This is a genomic window from Arthrobacter sp. Dra40 (assembly GCF_059091905.1).
Window position 1 is genome coordinate 1 of record NZ_JBNHHB010000107.1, and the last position, 18,349, is coordinate 18,349.

Below are 18,349 nucleotides of genomic sequence, written 5' to 3' on the forward strand. Positions count from 1 at the left end.
CCGGCCACATCCCGGAGATGCACCGGTTGATCCAGCAGCTGATCGACCGCGGCCACGCCTACCCGGCGCTGGACGATTCCGGCGACGTCTACTTCGATGTGCGCTCGTGGCCGGAATACGGATCGCTGACGCATCAGCGGATCGAGGACATGCAGGCCGCCCCCGACGCCGGCCCGCGCGGCAAGAAGGATCCGCGCGACTTTGCGCTCTGGAAGGGGCACAAGGAGGGCGAGCCGGAGACGGCCAGCTGGTCCAGCCCATGGGGAGCCGGCCGGCCGGGCTGGCACCTGGAGTGCTCGGCCATGGTCACTAAGTACCTGGGCACCGAATTCGACATCCACGGCGGCGGGCTGGACCTGCGGTTCCCGCACCACGAGAACGAGGTGGCCCAGTCCCGGGCCGCCGGGCACGGTTTCGCCAACTTCTGGATGCACAACGGCATGGTCACCTTCGAAGGCGAGAAGATGTCCAAGTCAATCGGCAACATCATCACCCCTGCGCAGATGCTTCAGGACGCGAAGCCGCTGGTGGTGCGCTACTACCTGGGCCAGGCCCAGTACCGGTCGGCGCTGGACTACAACCCCGGCTCGCTGGCGGAGGCCGCCGCCGCGGTTGAGCGGATCGAGGGCTTCATGCAGCGGGCGCTGAAGTTCGTCTACGGCGAGGGCCAGTTCGGCTTGTTTGTCACCGAAAGCGTCCCGGAGGCTTTCGCCGCGGCCATGGACGACGACCTTAACGTGCCGCAGGCACTGGCCGTGGTCCACGAGACGGTCCGTGCCGGCAACACGGCCCTGGACGCCAAGGACAAGGAAGCGGCCACCCGCGCGCTGCACCAGGTCATGGCGATGACCGACGTGCTCTACATCAACCCGCTGGATCCGCATTGGAGCAGCGGCGGCGCGGACGCCGCGGTCCACCAGGCCTTGGACACGCTGGTGCGCGCCCAGCTAGAGGAACGCCGGCTGGCCCGCGAAGCGAAGGACTGGGCGCGGGCCGATGCCATCCGCGACACCTTGGCTGCCGCCGGGATCGTGGTGGAGGATTCGGCCGACGGCGCCAGCTGGAATCTCGGCTGACGGCAGCCGGCATGGTTGGCGGTACCCTTTAAGCCAGACGACTCCCGTCGGGCGAACAGCAAATGTGCGCACGCGGGAACGTATCTTCCCCAAACACAAAGGTAGTTTTCGATGGCCAACAAACCTCGCCCCGGAGCGGTGCGCAAGTCCAAGAAGGGACCCACCACAGGAACCGGCGGCCACGGGCGCAAAGCGCTCGAAGGCAAGGGGCCGACGCCGAAAGCCGAAGACCGCCCGTACCACAAGGCCTACCGCGCCAAGCAGCTGTCCGACCGTTCGGCGGCCAAGCGCCCCAGCGGACAGCGCGGCCCGGCCCCCCGCCGCGGTAAGTCTTCGGGCGAGATGGTCACCGGACGCAACTCGGTGGTGGAAGCCCTGCGCGCCGGGGTACCAGCCAAGGCACTGCATGTGGCGGTCCGGATCGAGATGGACGACCGCGTCAGGGAGTCCCTGAAAATTGCCGCCGAACGCGGCGTCCCGGTGCTCGAATCGCACAAGCCGGAACTGGACCGGATGACCGACGACGCCGTCCACCAGGGCCTGGCGCTGCAGATCCCGCCCTACGAGTACCAGGACGCGCTGGAACTGGCTGAGGAAACGATGGCCAAGTTCAAGAAGGGCTACATCAACAACGCCCCGCTGTTCGTGGCACTGGACGGCATCACCGACCCGCGCAACCTTGGCGCCATCATCCGCTCCGCTTCCGCGTTCAGCGGCCACGGTGTGATTGTGCCGGAACGCCGTTCGGTAGGAATGACGGCCTCCGCCTGGAAGACCAGCGCCGGCGCGGCGGTCCGCGTGCCCGTGGCCAAGGCGAGCAACCTGACCAACACCCTCAAGGCCTTCCAACAGCTGGGCATCTTCGTGCTCGGGCTGGACGGCGACGGCGACGTCTCGCTGCCGGATCTGTCGCTGGCCACCGAGCCGGTGTGCCTGGTGGTCGGATCCGAGGGCAAGGGCCTGTCCCGACTGGTCCGCGAGCACTGCGACCAGATTGTCTCCATCCCGATCGACTCGGCCATGGAATCGCTCAATGCATCGATGGCCGTGGGCATCAGCCTGTACGAAATTTCGCGGCAGCGCGCCCGCTAGGAGCAGGTGGACCGATTGGCCCGTCACGCCAAGATCCTTTCCCCTGAGCCGCCCGCGCGGCAGGCGCAGCTTTCGCGTGCCTTCCCGCTCGGTGTCAGCCACTCCGCCCCCGGCATGCCGCCGATTCCGGGTGCGGTGAACGTGGCGGTCTTCGCGCCGGGGTTCGGGACCATGGACGTGCACTTTGAGGATGCTTCAGGCGCATGGCAGCGCGCTGAGCTAACGGCACTCACCGACGGGGTCCACCACGGCACGGTCAACGGACTGGAGGGCGGCTGCCGGTACGCCTTCTGGCCGCACGGCGAGGAATCTCCGGCATCCGGGCAGCTGTTGCTGGACCCCTACGGCCGTGCCATTGACAACGACGGCGGTGTGCTGCGTTCCGTCCACGTCACCGGTGGGTACGACTGGGAGAACGACGCCCGCCCGCACGTGCCCTGGCGGGACACAGTGGTCTACGAGTGCCACGTCAAGGGCCAGACCATGCTGCACCCGGAGATCCCGGAGGAACTGCGCGGCACCTACGCCGGTCTGGCCCATCCGGTGATGATCGATTATCTGCTCGCGCTGGGGATCACCACGGTGGAATTGCTGCCGGTGCACTACCACCTGGACGAACCGCACTTGCAGAACCTGGGACTGGCCAACTACTGGGGCTACAACACGCTCGGTTTTTTCGCCCTGTGGCCCGGTTATGCGACGGCTGCTGCCCAGGCCGGAGGACCGCGGGCGGTGCAGGACGAATTCCGCACCATGGTCAAGCAGCTGCATGCAGCCGGGCTCGAGGTGGTCCTGGACGTGGTCTACAACCACACCGCCGAGGGCGGAAAGGAGCAGGACACCTACTCCTTCCGGGGACTGGCGGATCAGGTGTATTACCGGCACGACGGCCACGGCAACTACCTGGACACCACCGGCTGCGGAAACACGATGGACTTCAACGAGCCGCGCGTCATCCAGCTGGCCCTCGATTCACTCCGCTACTGGGTAGAGGAGTTCCACATCGACGGTTTCCGCTTTGACCTGGCGGCATCGTTGGCCCGCGACGGAAACAACCATTTCAATCCCCGCCATCCCTTCCTCGTGGCCGTCGGTGCCGATTCAGTCCTGTCCGGGACCAAGCTCATCTCCGAGCCCTGGGACGTGGGCGACGGCGGTTGGCAGACCGGGCACTTCCCGCCGGGCTGGACGGACTGGAACGACCGCTTCCGCGACACCGCCCGCGATTTCTGGTTGGGTGACCAGGCTGCTTTGGCTGCGGGTGAACCGGCCGGGACCGTAGCGAGGCTGGCCGGATGCCTGGCCGGATCCACCGAGCTGTTCGCCGGGTCTGGCCGCACGGCGCTGGCCTCACTCAATTTCGTCACCGCTCACGACGGTTTCACGCTGGCCGACCTGACGGCGTACAACCGCAAGCACAATGAAGACAACGGCGAAGAAAACCGCGACGGCCAAGACCATAACCGCAGTTACAACCACGGCATCGAAGGGCATACCGGGGACAGCCGGATCCTCGACGCCCGCGACCACAGCGCACGGAATCTGATGGCGACGCTGCTGCTGTCGCTCGGCGTGCCGATGATCTGCGCCGGTGACGAGCTGGGCCGCAGCCAGCAGGGCAACAACAACGCGTACTGCCAGGACAACGAACTGGCATGGACCAATTGGCAGTTGGATGAGCGCGAACTCCGGATGTTTCGTGCCACCCGCCGGCTTATCCAGATCCGCCGGTCTTTCCTGGCGCACCAGCCGTACAACTACCCGGCACGGGAAGAGAGTTCTTTCCTGCTCTGGTTCAATGCCGACGGCGAACCGATGACGCCCGATGACTGGAACAACCCGGAATGCCGGATGGTTCAACTGCTGATGGGCTCCCCCCAAGGCGCGATCGACGGGCTGGTGGTGATCAACGGCGGGAACCAGCCGCAAAAGATCGTGATGCCCACCGCGCGCTCCCTCCAGGACTTTGGCGGGCGCCGTGGCGGGAAGCACCTGTTCGAGTTGCTGTACACCACGTCCCATCGTGATGAGCACCGGCGCGGGGCCAAGGTCCGCAGCGGGGAGAAGGACACCGTGGGCGCCAATACGGTGTCGGTTTACCGCTCCTGAGCTTAACGCGGCCGGCGCCGGGAGGCCTGAGCGGCTCTCCCGGCGCCGGACCAGCGCGCGGTGCGTCGCGAGCTGTCTCGCGAGCTACAGCGGATTAGATCTGCCCGGAGGTGTCCTGGACATTTCCGCGGGCTTCCTGGGCCCGTTCCTTCACGTCCTGCGCCGCGGACGTGCCTTCGGATTTGACCCGGTCCACCGAGTCCTGCGCCGAGGACTTCAGGTCTTCGGCGGCCTCGCGGGCCGGTTCCTTCATGTCCTGGGCTACCTGGCGGGCAGAGTCCTTGACTTCCTGCACGACCGGTTCAGCCTGTTCCTTGACCTTTTCCGCGGCCTGCTGCTCCACGCGGCTGGACGGGAACAACGAGGACAGCAACCAGCCGGCGCCGAAGGCGACCAAGCCTGCTGCCACCGGGTTGCCCTGTGCCTGGCGGGCAATCTGGCGCGGTGCGCCGCTGGCCATCTCACCGGCGTCGTGCACCATGGAGCGGGTGTTGCTGCCGGCGTCGTCGGCAGCACCCATGATCTTGTCCTTGACGCGGCCCACGGAATCCTTCATTTTGTCCGTCTGCCGGTGGACGATGTTCGACGGCGAGGCCTTTTCCGCCACAGCGTCGACATCGGTACCCAGCCGGGCGCGGGTCCGTTCAATATCGGCTCGGATTTCTTCGGGTGACTGGCTCATAGCGCTTCCTCACTTGGCTTCAATGTTTCCGGAATCTTCTTCATTGACTCGGTGGTGCGTGGCATCCCCTGAACGGTCTTGAGCTGCTTCCGGCCGACCGCATACAGAATGGCGGCGATGATCGCCCAGATGACTGCCACGATCAGGCCGGACCAAGCCCAGCCGATACCGGCAGCGATCGCGGCCCACAGGGCCAAGGACAGGAACAGGAGGACGAAGTGGCCGGCTACACCGGCTCCGCCCAGCATGCCTGCCCCCTTGCCCGCCCTGGCGCCGGTTTCCTTGAGCTCGGCCTTCGCCAGCTCCAATTCCTGCCGCATCAGCACGGAGATGTCCTCGCTGACTTGGCTGAGCAAGTCGCCGAGAGACTCATTCTCTGCCTTGATTTCCGCCCGTGTTGGTTCGGCGGCATCCTGCCCGGGCACCCGCTGGTTGCCGGGACCCGGCACCTGCTGATGGCTCATCGGGCCCCTCCGTCGTTAAATGGGTCCCGCTCCGGGATTGCTGTGCCCCGGCCTCCGACGGACGGTTCGCCCGTCGGGTAGGCGGTCTCCGGGTACGCAGGTGCTCCACCGATGGCTGAGCCGGTCTGTGCGTCCGGAGCAGCAAAGCCCGCGGCGCTCTGGGTGTCGTAGCTTCCGGTAGTTCCCGCCGAACCGTAGACGGGGCCCGCGGTGGCACGGTGCGTTCCCACGCGCCCGCCGGCGGTGCCGTCGTAGGAGTCGCTGTCGGCGGTCAGACCCTTGGTCAGGCGGCCAGCCAGGACGCCGGCACCGGCCGCGATGGCGAGGAAGGCACCGGGACGCCTTCGGGCAAAACGCTTGACCTCGTCCAGCAGGGATCCCGGGTCGCGGTTCTCCAGCCAGCCGGCGACGGAGTCCGCCCGATCTGCGGCCCGGCTGACCAAGTTGGTCGCGGTGCCGGACTGATCGGAATTACGGGCCATGGAGCTCAGCTCTTCCCCGATGGACCGGATGCCGGAGGCCACGCGCTGCTGCTGCGTGTTCGCCTGTCCGCGGACGTCATCGCCCAGTTCGGACATCAGGTTGCGTGCCTTTTCCTTGGCTTCGTGCGCTACCTGCTTTGCTTCCCCCTTGGCCGTTTGGGCAACCTGCTGTCCTGCCTCAGCTCCCTCGCGCCCCACTTCCCTGGCCTCTGTCTTCGCTGTGTCGCTCTTGGACTGGCCGGTGGTCGGCGGAGTCGAAGGTGGCGGGGTAGTCGCGCCTCCTGCTGGGTAAACGGGAACGCCCTCGTCGTAACTGCCGGAATGTGGATTCTTGGTCATGGCAATTCCTTTTCCTTGTCGGGTTCTTCCTGTCGGTCCTGATGCTGATCAGCTGTGCTCACGGGATTGCTCTTCTTCCTGCCCGTACTTGCGGCGCAGATCTCGTCCCCGCGTGATGTCCTCCTTCTCCTTCTTCTGCTGCTTCTCGATCTTTCGGGAGTCCCGGACCGGAAGCTGGATATCTTCCTCGGCCGGGATTCCGGCCTGGAGTTGGCGTCCCCGCTCGGTTTCGGCATCGAACTCGGCGCCGAACAGCAGGGCAAGATTTACCAGCCAGAACCACAGCAGCAGCACAATCACGCCGCCGATGGCTCCGTACGTTTGGTTGTACTTGCTGAAATTGGCCACATAGAAGGCAAAGCCGAGGGTTGCCAGGGCCATCACGACCAGCGCGATGAGGGCGCCCAGGCTCATCCAGCGGAATTTCGGCTGCTTCACGTTGGGGGTGGCGTAGTACAGCAACGCGATAATCGCGATGGCGAAGACCACCAGCACCGGCCACTTGGCGATGTCCCAGACGGCCACTGCCGCCCCGCCGAGCCCGATCATTGAGCCGATGGCCTCGGCCACCGGACCGGAGAGCACCAGCATCAGCATCATCATGACGGCCAGCAGCAGCACCACCACGGTGACCAGCAGGATCGTGGGACGGAGCTTCCAGAACGGCCGCCCCTCCTCAACCTCGTAGATCCTGTTAGTCGCACGGCCGAAGGCGGCGACGTAGCCGGAAGCCGACCAGATCGCACCCACGAGACCGATGACGAACGCGAGTCCGGCTCCTTGGGAGCTGGCCAGCTGCTGGATTGGCTGGCGGATGATATCGAGCGCCTGGCCCGGTGCCACCTGTCCAACCAAATCCATCATGGCGTTGGTGGTTTGTTCGGCTTGTCCGACCAAACCCAGAATGGAAACCAAAGCGAGCAGACCCGGGAACAGGGAAAGCACCGCGTAGTAAGTCAGCGCCGCCGCCAGATCCGTGCACTGATCAGCGGAGAACTCGCGGATGGTCTTGCGGAAGATGTACTTCCACGAAGCCTTCTTAACCTGCGGGGGACTTTGCGGCTTGTCCTCATGGTCAGGCGGTGGTGCCGCGCCCTGCTCGGTACTGGTTCCCATGTTTCGCCTCCTTGGCGTTCCGTTCGGACGGAACACCCTCATGCTATTAGTCAGCATGCTGATAATAAAGGGGTGCGACGCACAGAAGGACGTACGAAGGCGTGAACTTCCGCTCTAACCCGGGGCAGAAGCGGGCCATCCAGCAGAAAAAATCCGGCCGCAAAAGGCAGCGTTTCCTGCCAGCCGGGAAGCTTCACGGAGGGCAGGAAACGCGGCGGGGAAGACGCGGAAGAATTTAGCTGGCCGCGTTCGCCACCAGGCCGAGTTCGGCCTGATTGGCCAACGCCGGGTGCCTGGGCAGCACCCGGACGCTGTAGCCAAACGAACCGGAGCGGTCGATGGTGACGGTGCCGGTGAAGAGGTAGCGGCCATCGCCCAATTCGTCGCCCATCGCGAGTTCGTCGCTTGAGGTCTGGGCCAGATCGTCGTTTTCGGTCACCTGGCCGTGCACCACCTGGACGGTGACGCTTCCCGGTGCCAGCGGGCCGAGCCGCACGTAGGCGTTGACCGTCAGGGACTCGCCGATCTGCGGTTCGTCGGTGATGCCCATCGAGTCCACATGCTCCACGGACACATCGTCCCAAGCCGCCCGGACCCTGCTGGTCCACGCCGCCAGTTCTTTGGCCGCTGCAAAATCATCCGTGCGGGCGGTCCTGCCGGAAGCCCAGGCGGGGCGGTAGAGCTTCTCAACATAGTCGTGCAGCATCCGTTCGGCGGAAACCGCCGGTCCCAGGTTGGCCAGCGTGTGCTTGATCATCGCGATCCACTGGTGCGGAACGGTGTCGGCAGCCGCCGGCTGGGACGGGCCCGCTGCCCCGGCGCCCTCGGAGATTTCGGACGCGTAGAAGCGGGGGGCCACGTGGTGCTCGATGAGGTCGTAGAGCGCGGACGCTTCGATATCGTCCCGCTCGTCGGCGTTGAACAGGTCGTCGGTCCCGGCATCGGTCGATGGGTTGGCCGTGGGAATGGCCCAGCCATTGTCGCCGTCGTACATCTCGTCCCACCAGCCGTCCAGCACGGAGAGGTTCAGACCGCCGTTGATCGCTGCCTTCATGCCGGACGTTCCGCAGGCTTCCAGCGGGCGCAGCGGATTGTTCAGCCACACATCGCAGCCCGGGAACAGCGTGCGGGCCATGGCAATGTCGTAATTGGGCAGGAACACGATCCGGTGCCGGACCTCGGGGTCGTCGGTGAACCGGACCAAGTCCTGGATCATCCGCTTGCCCTGTTCATCCGCCGGGTGGGACTTGCCGGCAATGACCAGTTGGACCGGCCGTTGCGGGTGCAGCAGCAGCGCCTTGAGCCGGGCCGGGTCGCGCAGCATCAGGGTCAGCCGCTTGTAGGTTGGCACCCGCCGGGCGAAGCCGATGGTCAAGACGTCCGGGTCCAGCACGTTGTCGGTCCAGGCCAGTTCCGCGTCGGCGGCCCCCCGCTTCTTCCAGGAGGCGCGCAGCCGGCGGCGGACATCCTCGATCAAGGCCGCCCGCAGGCTCCGGCGCAGTGCCCAGATGTCCTCGTCGGAAACGTCGTAGACCCGGTCCCACTGGCGCGCGATCACCGTTTCGTCACCGAACGCGGACCGAGCGTACTCCGCGATCCGGGGATCGACCCAGGTCGGCACATGCACCCCGTTGGTCACCGAGGTGATCGGCACTTCCTCTTGGTCGAAGCCCGGCCAGAGCCCCGAGAACATGCCGCGCGAGACCACACCGTGCAGCTTGGCCACGCCGTTGGCCCGCTGTGCCAGCCGCAGGCCCATCACGGCCATGTTGAACTTGGCCGGATCCCCGCCGTCGTAATTCTCATCCCCGAGTTCCAGGATCTTGGCGGTGGGCACATCCGGGGCCAGACCGGCACTGAAGAAGTGCTGGATCTGTGCCTTGTCGAACCGGTCGATGCCGGCAGGCACCGGCGTGTGGGTGGTGAATACGGTGTTGGCCCGGCCCGCCGCCAGTGCCTCGTCCCAGTTCAGGCCGGCGGCCGCCAGCTCCTGGATGCGCTCGACGCCGAGGAAGCCTGCATGCCCTTCGTTCGTGTGGAAGACCTCCGGAGCCGGGGCACCGGTCAGCCGCTGGTGGATGCGCAGCGCCTTCACCCCGCCCATGCCCAGCAGCAGCTCCTGCTGGAGGCGGTGGTCACCGCCGCCGCCGTAGAGCCGGTCGGTGATGCCGCGCGCCGCTTCGTCGTTGCCAGGGATGTTGGAATCCAGCAGCAGCAGCGGCACCCGGCCCACATCGGCGCGCCAGATGTAGGCGCCGAGCTTGCGCCCGTTCGGCAGCGGCAGCGTGATCTGGGCCGGAGTCCCGTCGTCCTCGCGCAGCAGCGTCAGCGGCAGCCCGTCAGGATCCAGCACAGGGTAGGTCTCCTGCTGCCAGGCATCGCGGCTCAGGGACTGCTTGAAGTACCCGGCGGCGTAGAGCAGGCCCACGCCGACCAGCGGCACGCCCAGATCGGATGCGGCTTTCAGATGGTCGCCGGCCAGGATGCCCAGGCCGCCGGAGTATTGCGGAAGCACATGGCTGATGCCGTACTCCGGGGAGAAGTAAGCGATCGACGCCGGTGCTTCCCCTCCCAGCGTCTGGTACCACCGGTCTTCGGTCAGGTACTGCTCCAGGTCGGCGTCCAGCTCGCGCACCCGCGCCACCACGTCCTGGTCCGCAGCGAGCACCCGCAGCCTTTCGCGCGTAAACGAGCCGAGCAAAGCCACCGGATCATGGCGTACGTCGGCCCAGGCCTGCGGGTCCAACCGCTCGAACAGTTGCTGAGTGGGCCGGTGCCAGGACCAGCGGAGATTGCCTGCCAAACGGGCGAGGGGAGCGATGCTCTCGGGGAGGACAGTACGGACAGTAAACCTGCGGATGGCCTTCACCCGGCCTAGGCTAGCGCACATACCGGCGCCGGTAATGACCGGCAGGTAAAAGCGCGCCGAACTGGCCGCCAACACGTCCGGAGGGCCCAGGGGTTCTTCGCATTCGGGAGGGAATCTCGCTAACGTCTAGTCTTGTGACGACTTCGATGCAGGAGCACAGCAAGTCCCAACCAGTACCGCGCCTGAAATTCGGCCGGATCCCGGTCGTCGACGTGTGGCCAGTGGTCGACGGCGGCGAGTTCCCGGCCAAAGCCATCCCGGGCGAGGATATAGAGGTGGCCGCCACGGTCTTCCGGGAAGGCCACGACAAGATCGGTGCCACCGCGGTGCTGTTCGACCCCGACGGCCAGCCGGTTCAGCGGGCCAGGCTCGCGCCCGGCGCCGCCGGCACCGACCGTTGGCACGGCACCCTCCGGCCGACCGGTACCGGTCTTTGGTCCTTCCACGTGGAAGGCTGGGGCGATGATTACGCCACGTGGCGGCACAACGCCGAGGTGAAGATCGCCGCCGGTGTCGATGTGGAGTTGATGCTGACCGAAGGGAAACAGCTGCTGGAGAAAGCCGCTGGCGACGACGGGCGGCCGGCGGAGAACGCGCAGGTGCTGCGCGATGCCGCCGCCGTCATCGGCGACGAATCGCTGTCGGTGCATGAACGTTTGGCCGCGGGAACCTCGCACGCTGTCCTGGACGCCGTGGCCGCTCATCCAATCCGCAGCCTGGTCAGCCCGTCCAAGCAGTACCCCCTCCTGGTGGAGCGGGAGCGGGCCGGACGCGGCGCCTGGTACGAATTCTTCCCGCGATCCGAAGGCGCCCACTTCGACCCCGCGGAGGGCACTTGGACGTCCGGAGACTTCACGACGGCGGCCGAGCGGCTTCCGGCCGTGGCCGCGATGGGGTTCGACGTGATCTATCTGCCGCCGATCCATCCGATCGGCGAGGTCAACCGCAAGGGGCCGAACAACACGCTGACCGCCGGTCCCGGGGATCCCGGATCGCCGTGGGCCATCGGTTCCAAGGACGGCGGACACGACGCCATCCACCCCGACCTCGGCGGATTCGAGCAGTTCGACGCGTTCGTGGCCGCTGCCGAAGCGCTCGGCCTGGAGGTGGCACTGGATCTGGCGCTGCAGGCGGCCCCGGATCACCCGTGGGCCACGGAGCACCCGGAATGGTTCACCACCCGGGCCGACGGCACCATCGCCTTCGCGGAGAATCCGCCGAAGAAATACCAGGACATTTACCCGCTCAATTTCGACAATGACCCGCGAGGTCTTTCCGAAGAGGTCCTGCGGATTGTGAAGCTGTGGATCTCGCACGGAGTGAAGATCTTCCGGGTGGACAACCCGCACACCAAACCGTTGTGGTTCTGGGAATGGCTGATCGGGACGGTGAACCGCGAGCACCCGGAGGTGGTGTTCCTCGCCGAGGCCTTCACCCGGCCGGCGATGATGCATGCGCTGGGCAGGGCAGGCTTCCAGCAGTCCTACAGCTACTTCACCTGGCGCAACACCAAAGAAGAGATCGAAGAGTACTTCACGGAGATCAGCCATGAGAGCGCGGCATTCTTCCGGCCGAACTTCTTTGTTAATACTCCGGACATCCTCACGGAGTACCTGCAGTACGGCGGCCCGGCAGCGTTCAAGGTCCGCGCGGTGCTGGCCGCCACGGCCAGCCCGCTCTGGGGTGTGTACGCCGGGTACGAACTGTACGAGCACGTGGCCCGTCCGGGGGCCGAAGAGTACATCGACAACGAAAAGTACGAGTACAAGGCCCGCGACTTTGCCGCGGCGGAGGCCGAAGGGCGCTCCCTGGCGCCGTATCTGACCCGGCTGAACTCCATCAGGCGGGCCCACCCGGCGCTGGGCGATCTGGGCAACCTCACCGTGCACCGGAGCACAGACCCGGCCACCGTGGTGTACTCCAAACACAAGGAGCACCTGCCCGAAACCCACAACGGCAGGCGGGACACCATCGTCGTCGTGGTCAATGTGGATCCGCACAGCGCGCGGGAATCCACTGTCTCGCTGGACTTGGCGGCGCTGGGGCTGCGCGACGAGGACTTCAACGATGACGGAACGTTCTGGGTGGATGACCTGCTGACCGGGCAGAGCTGGCGCTGGGGCGAACACAACTACGTGCGGCTGGACGCGCACGTGGAACCCGCCCACATCCTGCACATCCGAAGGAGCCGCTGATGGCCAGCCCCTTCCAGCTGCACGCGCCGGGGCTGTCCCATGATCCCCATTGGTACCGCAAGGCCGTGTTCTACGAGGTGCTGGTGCGAGGCTTCGCGGACGCGAACGGCGATGGATCCGGTGACTTTTCCGGACTGATCGAAAAGCTTGACTATCTGCAGTGGCTGGGCGTGGACTGCCTGTGGATCCCGCCGTTCTTCAAGTCGCCGCTGCGCGACGGCGGGTATGACGTCGCGGACTACTTCGATGTGCTGGACGAGTTCGGCACCATCGGCGACTTCAAGCGCCTGGTGGCCGAGGCCCACGCCCGCGGTGTGCGCGTGATCATCGACCTGCCCTTGAACCACACCTCGGACAAGCACGACTGGTTCGAGCAGTCCCGGCGGGACCCGGAGGGGCCGTACGGCGACTTCTACGTCTGGTCCGACACTGACGAGAAATACCAGGACGCCCGCATCATCTTCGTGGACAGCGAGGATTCCAACTGGGCGTTCGACCCGATCCGCCGCCAGTTCTACTGGCACCGCTTCTTCAGCCACCAGCCGGACCTGAATTTCGAAAACCCCAAGGTGATCGAGGCCTTGTTTGACGTGGTGCGGTTCTGGCTGGACCAAGGCATTGACGGTTTCCGCGCGGATGCCATTCCCTATCTGTTCGAGGAAGACGGCACCAACTGCGAAAACCTGCCCGCCACGCACGCCTTCCTGCAGGACCTGCGCGCCCTGGTGGACACCGAATACCCGGGCCGCGTGATCATCGCCGAAGCCAACCAGCTGCCGCACGAAGTGGTGGAGTACTTCGGCCAGCACGACGACGACGGCCGGCTGCGGCCCGAATGCCACATGGCCTTCCACTTTCCGATCATGCCGCGGCTGTACTACGCCCTGCGGGACCAGAAAGCCGCGCCCATCGTGGCCACCATGGAGGAGACGCCGGACATTCCGGCCGGCGCGCAGTGGGGAACATTCCTGCGCAACCACGACGAACTGACGCTGGAAATGGTCACCAGGGAAGAACGCGAAGCGATGTTCGGCTGGTACGCTCCGGATTCGCGCATGCGCTCCAACATTGGGATCCGCCGCCGGCTGGCCCCGCTGCTGGATAACTCGCGCGCCGAAATCGAACTGATCCACGCGCTGCTGCTGTCGCTGCCGGGCAGCCCGTTCCTCTATTACGGGGATGAGATCGGCATGGGCGACAACATCTGGCTCGAGGACCGCGATGCGTCCCGCACGCCGATGCAGTGGAACCCCGACCGCAACGCTGGGTTTTCCACTGCCGACCCGGGCAAGCTGTACCTGCCCGTGGTGCAGTCGCTGGTCTACCACTACAACTACGTGAACGTTGAAGCGCAGCTGGCGCACAACAGTTCGCTGCTGCACTGGCTGCGCCAGATGCTGTCGGTGCGCAAAGCCCATCCGGCCTTCGGCGTGGGCAGCTACCGGAACGTGCCCGTGGAATCGGAATCCGTGCTGGCCTTTTTGCGCGAGGTCCCGGAGGACAATGCGGACGGCGCGGACAAAGAGGTGCTGCTGTGCGTGTTCAACCTCTCCCAGCACCCCGTGGCCGCACCGCTGCGGCTGCCGGAATTTGCCGGCCGCGGACTTCGCGACACGTTCGGCGGCGTCCCGTTTCCAGCCTTTGACGAGGCTGGCCAACTTACCCTGACGCTGGGCAGCCACGATTTCTTCTGGCTGCGGCTGCGTTCGGCCGCATCCAACCCCGCCTCTCCGCAGACCGAGGCCCTCCCCGTCATCCGACCCGCCGACTTAGAAACAGAGGTGGCAACACATGCCTGATTTCACGCCGAGCATTCCCGAACTGCTGCACCAGTGGCTGCCCGCCCAGCGTTGGTTCCCGGCCAAGGGCCAGGAGACGGCCCTGCGCCGGCTGGGCGGCCTCCGGCTGCAGGACCCGGCCGGCCAGGTGGGACTCGAGGTTCACATCGTCGGCGTGCACACCGCGGACGCCATCCACGTGGTCAACGTGCCGCTAAGCTACCGCCCGGAACCTCTGGCCGGCGGGGACGCTGCCCTGGTCGGGCGGGCGCAGCAGGAACCCGAGGATGCGGGCGGCGCGGGGGAGCGCTGGATTTACGACGGCGCGCACGACCCGGTGTTCGTAGCGGCCTGGCTGGAACTGATGCGGCGGCAGGCGGAGGCCGGCGATGGGCATTCGCGAGGCCACGCAGGCGCCGGTTTTGAATCCTGGCCGGAATTCGCCACAGGGCTGCAGTCCAAGGTGCTGCTCGGTGAGCAGTCGAATACCTCGGTAGTGGTCGAGTCGGAGCATGGTCCGCTGATCGTGAAGTTTTTCCGGGTGCTGGAAGCCGGCACCAACCCGGACGTCGAAGTCGGCGTGCTGCTCACGGAGGCCGGCTGCCGCGAAGTCCCGGCCACCTACGGCTGGGTCACCGGAGGCTGGCTCACCCCCGGCCAGGACGACGACGGCAGCGACCGCTTGTGGGATTCCGGCCACCTGAGCGTGCTGAGGGAATTCATCCCGGACAGTGAAGACGCCTGGCGTACGGCGTCCGGCTCGGCGCTGGACGGCACGGATTTCAGTTTCCAGGCCCGGCTGCTCGGTGCTGTCACCGGCAGGATCCACCGCAGCCTTCGCGACGCAGCGGGCGGCCACCGGGCGGATGCAAAGGCCGTCGCCGCTTTCAAGTCTGCGCTGGCCGACCGGATCCGCTGGGGCTGGGCGCAGGCCGGTGCGTCCGTTGGACCACTGGATGACGCGGTGCAGGAGCTGTTGGACCGGCTGGACCAGGTGGGCGAGCTGCCGGAGTTGCAGCGCATCCACGGCGATTACCATCTGGGCCAGGTGCTGTCCTCGGCCGAGCGGGGCTGGGTAGTGCTGGACTTCGAGGGCGAACCCCTGCGGCCCATGGGCGACCGGGGCACCGACGACGTGCCGCTGCGCGATGTGGTGGGCATGCTGCGTTCGTTTGATTACGCTGCCGGAGTGGCCAGGCTGGCCGGGCCCGAAGATGCCGCCGGCGCCGACGCCGACGAGTGGGCGGCACGGGCCAGCGCAGCCTTTTTGGACGGCTACCGTGAAGAAACCGGCGACCCGGTGGACACCTCGTCCACCCTCTTCCTCGCACTGCTCCTGGACAAGGCGCTCTACGAGGTCGTCTATGAACAGCGCAACCGCCCGCGCTGGGTCCAGGTTCCGGTCCGTGGTGTCCGCGAGGCGCTGGCACCGTTGGCCGGTACTGCAACGGGAGCCACTGGCAGCCAGGACGCGGCTGCCGCCGGTTCCGCCCGGGCGACCTCTGCTTTCACCGCAAGCCCGGGTCCGGCCCAAGGGACCGCTGTCGCCGCGAACGCAGGGACAGCCACCACCCTCGCCGCAGCTTCCGGACCGGCCGGCACAGCCGTGGCACCGGAATCCGGACCGGCCGGCGCACCGGTCCGGGCCGCAGCAGCGGAAACATCCGCGCCGTCAGCGCCGTCGTCGGGAAGCGGATCCGGCACTCCCGTCCACGTCGATCGGGAGGTGCTCTCCGCCGTCGCACACGGCTACTACCACCAACCGCATGCGGTCCTTGGCGCGCATTTGGACGACCACGGACAGGTGACTGTCCGGACCCGGCGGCCCCTGGCCGACTCCGTCACCGTCGTGACGCCGTCGCTGCGCGTGCCGATGCAGCACGAGCACGAAGGCATTTGGGTGGCGGTCTTTCCCGCCGACGACCCCGGCCACGTCCCGGACTACCGCCTCGAAGTGGCCTACGACGGCGGGGCTCCGGCCATCGCTGACGATCCGTACCACTACCTGCCCAGCCTGGGCGAAATCGACCTGCACCTGATCGGTGAGGGCCGCCACGAAACCCTGTGGACAGCGTTGGGCTCCCACGTGCGGCGCTACAATTCCGCGTTGGGCGACACGTCCGGCGTCAGCTTCGCGGTCTGGGCCCCCAATGCGCGGGCAGTGCGGGTCAAGGGCGACTTCAACCACTGGGACGGTGCCCGCCACGCGATGCGCTCGATGGGCGGATCAGGTGTCTGGGAAGTGTTCCTCCCCGGTGTGGAGGCCGGCGCCGTCTACAAGTACGAGGTGCTCGGCCAGGATGGCCAGTGGCGGGAAAAGGCCGACCCGATGGCCCGCTGGACCGAGGTCCCGCCGCTGACCGGTTCGCGGGTGGTCGAATCGCATTACCGCTTCGGCGATGACCAGTGGGTGGAACAGCGTGCCATGCGCGACCCGCACAACGGGCCGATGAGCGTGTACGAGGTTCATTTGGGCTCATGGCGGCTGGGACTGGACTACCGGCAGCTGGCCGAACAGCTCGTCGAATACGTCAGTTGGCAGGGTTTCACGCACGTGGAGTTCATGCCGGTGGCCGAGCACCCGTTCGGCGGCTCCTGGGGATACCAGGTCACCTCCTATTACGCGCCCACGTCCCGCTTCGGGCATCCGGACGACTTCAAGTACCTGGTGGACAAGCTGCACCAGGCCGGCATCGGGGTGATTCTGGACTGGGTTCCGGCTCACTTCCCCAAGGACGAGTGGGCGCTGGCACGGTTTGACGGCCAGCCGCTGTACGAACACGGCGACCCGCGGCTGGGCGAGCACCCTGACTGGGGCACGCTGATCTTCGACTTCGGCCGCCGCGAAGTGCGCAATTTCCTGGTGGCCAATGCCTTGTACTGGCTGGAGGAATTCCACATCGACGGGCTCCGGGTGGATGCGGTCGCCTCCATGCTGTACCGCGACTACTCCCGCAAGGAAGGGGAGTGGTTCCCCAACATCAAGGGCGGCCGCGAAAACCTCGAGGCCATCTCCTTCCTGCAGGAAGCCAACGCCACAGCGTACAAACGGGTGCCGGGCATCGTCATGATCGCGGAAGAATCCACCGCGTTCAACGGCGTGACCCGCCCGACCAGCGCCGGCGGCCTCGGGTTCGGGCTGAAGTGGAACATGGGCTGGATGCACGACACCCTCGAGTACATTGCCGAGGATCCGGTCAACCGGATGTACCACCACAGCAAGGCCACCTTCTCGATGGTCTATGCCTACACCGAGAACTTCCTGCTGCCGATCAGCCATGACGAGGTAGTGCACGGCAAGGGTTCGATGCTGCGCAAGATGCCCGGCGACCGGTGGCAGCAGTTGGCCAACCTGCGGGCGTACCTGGCCTTCCAATGGGCCCATCCGGGCAAGCAGCTGATCTTCATGGGCACCGAGTTCGGCCAGGAATCCGAATGGTCCGAACAGCACGGGCTCGACTGGTGGCTTTCGGAGAACGTGCCGCACAAGGGCCTGCAGCAGCTGGTCCGCAATCTCAACGGGGTGTACCGCTCTACCCCGGCGTTGTATGAGCGCGACAATGAGCCGGCCGGCTTCCAGTGGATCGATGAGAACGACGGCGCGCACAACACCTTGTCCTTCATTCGGTGGGACCAGCAAGGAAACCCGCTGGTCTGCGTGGCGAACTTTGCCGGGGCTCCCCATGAAGGCTTCAGGCTCGGGATGCCGTGGGCAGGCGAATGGGAAGAGACCTTGAATACCGACTCGGCCGACTACGGCGGCTCCGGCGTCACCAACCCAGGGGTCCTCACCGCAGTCGAGGGAGGGTGGAAGGACAGCCCGGCATCGGTGACGTTGCGGGTTCCCCCGCTGGGCGTGCTGTACCTGAAGCCATCGGCCGGGAACTCCGTCCAGGTGGACGAAGGGTGAACCGCAGTGGAATTTACATCCGGGCCGACCGGTGCTAGAGTTTATATCCGCGCAGGGGGCCAAGGCCGCCGAAACGAAACCGCCCGAAGGCTCCGGCCAACGGGAGGAACGGGACGGCAGGTTGACAAAGACCCAAGGCGCGGGTAAGTTAGAAAAGTTGCTCCGGAGCGATGGAGGGCCTGAGAGGGTCGTCCTGGTGCCGGGTGCTCCTGTTGTTTGAGAACTCAATAGTGTGCC

11 protein-coding genes are annotated in these 18,349 nt (G+C 66.2%); 6 read left to right on the forward strand and 5 right to left on the reverse strand.

From position 1 onward, the window contains the following. From AC5RWT_RS25200 to glgX, 3 genes are all read left to right on the forward strand, one after another. Positions 1-1,076 (forward strand): cysteine--tRNA ligase (locus AC5RWT_RS25200; protein WP_494082577.1); only part of this gene is annotated, 1,076 nt, incomplete at its 5' end. Between the two features lie 111 nt (positions 1,077-1,187). Next, the gene (gene rlmB / locus AC5RWT_RS25205) at positions 1,188-2,168 is read left to right on the forward strand and encodes a 23S rRNA (guanosine(2251)-2'-O)-methyltransferase RlmB (protein WP_493969788.1); all 981 of its coding nucleotides are present in this window, start codon (positions 1,188-1,190) and stop codon (positions 2,166-2,168) included. 114 nt (positions 2,169-2,282) lie between these two features. Further along, entirely contained in the window at positions 2,283-4,277 is a 1,995-nt protein-coding gene (gene glgX / locus AC5RWT_RS25210; protein ID WP_494082584.1) for a glycogen debranching protein GlgX, read from the forward strand. A gap of 94 nt (positions 4,278-4,371) precedes the next feature. On the opposite strand, the gene AC5RWT_RS25215 is transcribed toward glgX, so the two are convergent. The 5 genes from AC5RWT_RS25215 to glgP form a co-directional block, all read right to left on the reverse strand. Continuing rightward, positions 4,372-4,959 (reverse strand): DUF3618 domain-containing protein, encoded by a 588-nt coding sequence (locus tag AC5RWT_RS25215; RefSeq protein WP_493969789.1) that lies wholly within the window; start codon positions 4,957-4,959, stop codon positions 4,372-4,374. After that, entirely contained in the window at positions 4,956-5,423 is a 468-nt protein-coding gene (locus AC5RWT_RS25220) for a phage holin family protein (RefSeq protein ID WP_494082578.1), read from the reverse strand. Before AC5RWT_RS25220 ends, AC5RWT_RS25215 begins: the two co-directional genes overlap by 4 nt. Next, the gene (locus AC5RWT_RS25225; RefSeq protein WP_494082579.1) at positions 5,420-6,244 is read right to left on the reverse strand and encodes a hypothetical protein; all 825 of its coding nucleotides are present in this window, start codon (positions 6,242-6,244) and stop codon (positions 5,420-5,422) included. The genes AC5RWT_RS25220 and AC5RWT_RS25225 overlap by 4 nt, the downstream gene beginning before the upstream one ends. A gap of 48 nt (positions 6,245-6,292) precedes the next feature. Then, positions 6,293-7,360: a YihY/virulence factor BrkB family protein gene (locus AC5RWT_RS25230; RefSeq protein WP_494082580.1), complete on the reverse strand. Its 1,068-nt coding sequence runs from the start codon at positions 7,358-7,360 to the stop codon at positions 6,293-6,295. A gap of 235 nt (positions 7,361-7,595) precedes the next feature. Then, positions 7,596-10,229 carry an alpha-glucan family phosphorylase gene (gene glgP, locus AC5RWT_RS25235; protein WP_494082581.1) on the reverse strand — a complete coding sequence of 878 codons (2,634 nt, stop codon included), beginning with the start codon at positions 10,227-10,229 and terminating at the stop codon, positions 7,596-7,598. 146 nt (positions 10,230-10,375) lie between these two features. Between glgP and AC5RWT_RS25240 the strand changes: the two genes are divergently transcribed. The 3 genes from AC5RWT_RS25240 to glgB are packed head-to-tail and all read left to right on the forward strand — an operon-like array spanning position 10,376 to position 18,112. Further along, on the forward strand, positions 10,376-12,424 hold the full coding sequence (locus tag AC5RWT_RS25240) for an alpha-1,4-glucan--maltose-1-phosphate maltosyltransferase (RefSeq protein WP_494082585.1): 2,049 nt from the start codon (positions 10,376-10,378) through the stop codon (positions 12,422-12,424). Continuing rightward, complete coding sequence (gene treS, locus AC5RWT_RS25245) at positions 12,424-14,223, forward strand: maltose alpha-D-glucosyltransferase (RefSeq protein ID WP_494082582.1); 1,800 nt, start codon at positions 12,424-12,426, stop codon at positions 14,221-14,223. Before AC5RWT_RS25240 ends, treS begins: the two co-directional genes overlap by 1 nt. Then, complete coding sequence (gene glgB, locus AC5RWT_RS25250; RefSeq protein WP_494082583.1) at positions 14,216-18,112, forward strand: 1,4-alpha-glucan branching protein GlgB; 3,897 nt, start codon at positions 14,216-14,218, stop codon at positions 18,110-18,112. Before treS ends, glgB begins: the two co-directional genes overlap by 8 nt. The last annotated feature ends 237 nt before the right edge of the window (positions 18,113-18,349 follow it).

Excerpts from the sequence above, each read along its gene's own strand:
- treS (WP_494082582.1), top strand. The coding sequence starts at position 12,424 with ATGGCCAGCCCCTTCCAGCTGCACGCGCCGGGGCTGTCCCATGATCCC.
- AC5RWT_RS25240 (WP_494082585.1), top strand. The coding sequence starts at position 10,376 with ATGCAGGAGCACAGCAAGTCCCAACCAGTACCGCGCCTGAAATTCGGC.
- AC5RWT_RS25225 (WP_494082579.1), bottom strand. The coding sequence starts at position 6,244 with ATGACCAAGAATCCACATTCCGGCAGTTACGACGAGGGCGTTCCCGTT.
- AC5RWT_RS25220 (WP_494082578.1), bottom strand. The coding sequence starts at position 5,423 with ATGAGCCATCAGCAGGTGCCGGGTCCCGGCAACCAGCGGGTGCCCGGG.
- AC5RWT_RS25215 (WP_493969789.1), bottom strand. The coding sequence starts at position 4,959 with ATGAGCCAGTCACCCGAAGAAATCCGAGCCGATATTGAACGGACCCGC.
- glgX (WP_494082584.1), top strand. The coding sequence starts at position 2,283 with ATGCCGCCGATTCCGGGTGCGGTGAACGTGGCGGTCTTCGCGCCGGGG.
- rlmB (WP_493969788.1), top strand. The coding sequence starts at position 1,188 with ATGGCCAACAAACCTCGCCCCGGAGCGGTGCGCAAGTCCAAGAAGGGA.
- glgB (WP_494082583.1), top strand. The coding sequence starts at position 14,216 with ATGCCTGATTTCACGCCGAGCATTCCCGAACTGCTGCACCAGTGGCTG.
- AC5RWT_RS25230 (WP_494082580.1), bottom strand. The coding sequence starts at position 7,360 with ATGGGAACCAGTACCGAGCAGGGCGCGGCACCACCGCCTGACCATGAG.